5 protein-coding genes and 1 tRNA gene are annotated in these 4713 nt (G+C 55.5%); 4 read left to right on the top strand and 2 right to left on the bottom strand.

The genetic code is table 11. The features are described from left to right. Positions 1-262: 262 nt before the first annotated feature. From AB4043_RS18475 to AB4043_RS18490, 4 genes are all read left to right on the top strand, one after another. On the top strand, positions 263-745 hold the full coding sequence (locus AB4043_RS18475) for a TlpA family protein disulfide reductase (protein WP_442303343.1): 483 nt from the start codon (positions 263-265) through the stop codon (positions 743-745). Positions 746-796: 51 nt separating this feature from the next. Continuing rightward, on the top strand, positions 797-1081 hold the full coding sequence (locus AB4043_RS18480; RefSeq protein ID WP_442303342.1) for a hypothetical protein: 285 nt from the start codon (positions 797-799) through the stop codon (positions 1079-1081). A 214-nt stretch (positions 1082-1295) separates the two neighbouring features. Continuing rightward, a tRNA-Arg gene (locus AB4043_RS18485) sits at positions 1296-1372 on the top strand. A gap of 71 nt (positions 1373-1443) precedes the next feature. After that, entirely contained in the window at positions 1444-3144 is a 1701-nt protein-coding gene (locus AB4043_RS18490) for an alpha-amylase family protein (protein ID WP_442303341.1), read from the top strand. Here the strand turns inward: AB4043_RS18490 and AB4043_RS18495 are convergent. Then, on the bottom strand, positions 3134-3619 hold the full coding sequence (locus AB4043_RS18495; protein WP_442307738.1) for a hypothetical protein: 486 nt from the start codon (positions 3617-3619) through the stop codon (positions 3134-3136). The genes AB4043_RS18490 and AB4043_RS18495 overlap by 11 nt on opposite strands. Beyond that, the coding region (locus AB4043_RS18500) for a WD40 repeat domain-containing protein (RefSeq protein ID WP_442307739.1) at positions 3600-4713 on the bottom strand (1114 nt) is incomplete at its 5' end. The genes AB4043_RS18495 and AB4043_RS18500, both read right to left, overlap by 20 nt.

Consider the following 4713-nt stretch of genomic DNA (forward strand, 5'->3'; position numbering starts at 1 on the left):
AAAGCTGACTGGGGACCCCGATTCCCGATCTCTTCGTCGCTCGTCGTTCCAGTAAGCCAGCTACAGTTCTCTCCTCATTCCTCGATCTCGTAAAAATCTGCTCCCGGCGCTGACGGCACGAGTTTGATGACACACCCTAGGTATCCCGGAAGAGGAGTGCAGCGGCGTTTTCATTGCGGAAAACGCCCATAGGATATGGAAGCCCGACACTACACCTGCAGGGAAGATGCTCCAGCACTCGTATTATAGGAAGCGACCCGTTATGAAGCTTCTTACCTCAGCCCTGCTCGCCTCGTCGCTCCTGCTCACCGCCTGTGAGCGCAACGTGAAGCCCGGGCAGATCGGTGGGGTGGCTCCCGATTTCACCGTCACCGATAGCGACCACGCCGCGAAGTTATCGAACTTCCGTGGCAAGGTGGTCGTCCTGAACTTCTGGGCATCATGGTGCGGTCCTTGCGTGGCAGAGATGCCGTCGTTGCAGGCGTTGCAGGAACAGATGCCGAATATCCAGGTCCTTGCAGTATCTACGGATGAAGATGGAGACGCCTACAAACGCTTTCTCGATAAACACCGCATCCTGTTCCTGACAGTGCGCGACGCACAGCAAAAATCGAATGCTCTGTACGGCTCGTATCGCTTTCCTGAGACCTATATCATCGACCGCAAGGGAGTGATCCGCCGCAAGCTGATTGGACCACAGGAGTGGACCAATCCCGAGATGATCGACTACTTGTCTAAACTGTGATCGCCTGGCATCCTGCTTGAACCGCGCCCTCCGCACCTGTACCCTGAAGATATGACTACGGTCGACGCTCTTTACCGCTACAGCGTGCCTCCTGCGGAGGCCGCGGTTCTGGCCCTGAACAACCTGCGTGAGGTCTACGGCATTCGCCGCTTGGCCATCGATGAAGCCGCGAAAACAGTGCGCGTGGAGTATGACGCGACGCGCTTCGGCGAACCGGTTGTCCGCCAGTTGCTGCGCCGCGCCGGCCTGCAGATTGCAGAGCCGGAGACGCTGGTGCTTCCAGCGCCACCTCCGTCTCCCCCGGCACAGCCGGCGGCTGCTCCGGCAAAGGCGTAGAGCATTTTCACTGCATGTGCAGTGCAGGGGTTCCACATCTATGGGCATTTTCCGCAATGAAAACGCCGCTGCACTCCTCTTCCGGGATACCCCGCAACTTCCGGGATACCCCGCAACAGCGGAAAAGCTCTAATCCACACCGCAGGTCGCGGGTGACAACGATGTGTGGTATCTTAGAAAAGTTGCCGCTGGTTGCATAACAGCGTGCAGGGATGCGCCCGTAGCTCAGCTGGATAGAGCGAATGACTACGAATCATTAGGTCGGAGGTTCGACTCCTTCCGGGCGCACCATCAAGATTAGAAAACGGACACCGATCGGTGTCCGTTTCGCTTTTCGGGATAATCAGCATCTAACCGAAGGCATGATTAACGACCTCTGGTATAAGAACGCCGTTGTCTACTGCCTTTCGGTTGAGAGTTTTCTGGACGGCAATGGGGACGGCATYGGCGACTTCCGCGGCCTGATTCAATGTCTGGACTATCTTCAGGGGCTGGGCGTCACCGCCATCTGGCTGATGCCCTTTCAACCATCTCCACAAAAAGATGACGGCTACGACATCACGGACTACTACAGTGTGGATCCGCGTTATGGAACTCTGGGCGACTTTGTAGAGTTTGCCCACGGCTGCGCACAGCGCGGCATGCGGGTCATGATCGATCTGGTGATCAACCATACCTCAACGCAGCATCCCTGGTTCAAAGCTGCGCGCAGCAGCCCTGACTCCCCTTATCGCGATTGGTACGTCTGGTCGAAGAAGAAGCCGAGGAATGCGAATAGCGGCATGGTCTTTCCCGGGGTGCAACGAACGACATGGACCTATGATGAAGCCGCCAAAGAGTTCTACTTCCATCGCTTCTATAACTTTCAGCCAGACCTGAATACTTCAAACCCCGAGGTCCAGGCGGAGATCCTGAAGATCATGGGTTTCTGGATTCAACTTGGTGTATCCGGATTCCGCATGGACGCCGTTCCCTTTGTCATCGCTACCAAGGGCCCCGACGTTACTCGCGCGGTGGAACAGTACGACATGCTGCGCACCTTTGCGGCGTTTCTCAGCTGGCGCAAGGGAGACGCCATCATCCTCGCCGAAGCGAACGTGCTGCCTTCTTCGGATATGCAGTACTTTGGCGAAGCCGGTGAACGCCTGTCGATGATGTTCAACTTCAATGTCAACCAACACCTGTTCTATTCGCTGGCAACCGGAGATGTAGGCCCGCTGCAGAGATCTCTGATGCAGACAAAGCCACGCCCTGCAACCGCACAATGGGCCACGTTTCTACGGAATCACGATGAACTGGACCTCGGCCGCTTGACCGAAGCGCAGCGCCGCAAGGTCTTCAAGGTATTCGCCCCGGACAAAGAAATGCAGCTCTACAACCGTGGCATTCGCCGGCGCCTCGCGCCAATGCTGCATGGCGATCGACGGCGGCTGGAACATGCCTACTCCCTGCTCTTTTCTCTGCCTGGCACTCCCGTGCTGCGTTACGGCGATGAGATCGGCATGGGTGACAACCTGGCGCTACCGGAGCGCTATAGCTGCCGCACTTCCATGCAGTGGACCAATGATCGTAATGGCGGTTTCACCTCGGCCACACGGTCGAAGATACCGACGATTCGTGCGGGAGCATACGGCTACCAACACGTAAACGTCGCCGACCAACGCCGCGATCCGAACTCGCTGATGGACTGGATGGAGCGCATGATCCGCATACGTAAGGAAACACCCGAGATCGGATGGGGCGACTTCCAGATCATCGATACCGGACGCAGCCAAATTCTCGGTATCCGTTACGACTGGCGCGGAAATCACACGCTCGTACTGCACAACTTCAGCGCTGATCCCATCGAGCTTCGGCTAGCTCCAGGCACCATCGGAGATGGCGCGGAAGAAGGTGTCCCTCTTATCAATATCCTGTCCAAGGATCACAGCTTTCTTGAAGAAGATGCGGATGGGCGGTACTGCATCCAGATGGAACCATACGGTTACCGCTGGTTCCGTGTCGGCGGCTTCGACGAACGCCTGCTGAAGATGGCTCGCCGCCTACCGAGCACTACTTCTTAGCAGCCGTGAGATCGAAGCTGCGCAGCTTCTGATCTGCACCCAGAAGAAGCAATTTGTGGCCGTTGTCCCTCAAGCGCGCGAAACGGATGGTAGAGCCGACATTCACATGCGCCTTCTCTATACCGGTGAGGTCGTAGACCAAAGCTTCATTGCTGCGGTTGCGGATACAGAACAGACCCGATTCGCTATCTGCCGCAACCATGTAGCCGAAGACCTGCTTCACCATCGCTCCGGTCTTTACGGAGTAGATCAGCGTGCGATGGTCTGAGGTTTCGATCAGTACGGCATCGCCAACCATATAGACCCAGGCTGGACCGTCATAGGCACGTGGTCTCTCCAGCACGACAGATTGCTTGAGCTTTCCATCATCGGCATTGAGAAGTTCCAGAATTAATCCGTTAGAACGTTCTTTAAGAGCTGCGGCCTGCATGGAAAGTTCCGGATGAGCCTGCAATTCAGCCTTCCCGCTTTTCACGCTTTGGAAGATCCAGATACAGACTGCCATCTTTATGAAAAGCAACACCGGTATAGCCGTGCAGATTATAGATTTGCTTGCCGCTTGTAACGTTCCAGACGCCACCGCGGGTCTTCCCCGAAAGCGCGAGGAATTTGCCATCCGGAGAGAGTTCCATCACTCTCAAGCTTGCAAGAGGACTGAGCGGAAGCCCCACCTTGTCCTGAAGTCTAACCTCGGGACGAATCGTACCCAGCTCAATACCGCCATCCACACCTTGTATAGCGACATTTTCTCCGTGTATGTCGAAGGTGGCCTTTGTTCGCAAAACACCCTGCTCCGTTTTGAAATCCAGCACGATCCGGGAGTCATCCTTCCCTAATGTGCTGACAAGGTCTCCGGAGGAAACACTTGCCAGATCCCTTACGTTGAGACTTGCTTTCGAGATGCGGTGTCCGTCGGGAAAGCTGAATAGCCCGGAGTTCTTCGGTTCAAAGAAATCGATTCCGGCAATGCCGCTGGCCTGAAAAGCAAACGGACCACTTACCTTGTTCTTAAAGTCTCCACCTAGTGGAATTTCACTTCTGCTGCGCAGATCAAACGCAAGCTTGCCGACGCCATTGCCTAGCACCACGGTATTTCCATCCTGAGAAAATGCCAGGTAGACCGGCTGTACTGTTCCTCCAAGTGCGTGCAGGAACGACCAGAAATAAGCGGTATACCCACCAATGCTGGCAAAATCTTTTTTCACAAAGATCTGTTGGCTACTCTCCGTATCAAGCAGATAGAGATCGAAGGGCAACCGCACCGTAAGTTCCGCTAGCTCCCCAAAGGCGACACAGATCAATGTTCGCCCGTCGGGCGAAAGAGCTGTCTGCACGCAATCATTTCTTGTGACCAACTCACGCGCCACGCGCAGCTTCTGCTGTTCAACATCCCACTCTTCGATATGCAACTTAGGCGTATGAAAGACAATCCGTTTCGAATCCGGGCTCCACATTGCGGGCCAGGCCTCATCTGCGTCAAAACGGAAGAGCAACTTACGGGTAGCGGTATTCAGAACAAAGATGGAGCTTTCATCCTGGGCCAGCAGATACTTGCCGTCAGGGCTGTAG

It is taken from the genome of Terriglobus sp. YAF25 (assembly GCF_052113305.1).
Lineage (GTDB): Bacteria > Acidobacteriota > Terriglobia > Terriglobales > Acidobacteriaceae > Terriglobus.

What these genes read in the sequence shown, in the direction of transcription:
- AB4043_RS18475 (WP_442303343.1), top strand. Translation starts at nt 263, where the DNA reads ATGAAGCTTCTTACCTCAGCCCTGCTCGCCTCGTCGCTCCTGCTCACC.
- AB4043_RS18480 (WP_442303342.1), top strand. Translation starts at nt 797, where the DNA reads ATGACTACGGTCGACGCTCTTTACCGCTACAGCGTGCCTCCTGCGGAG.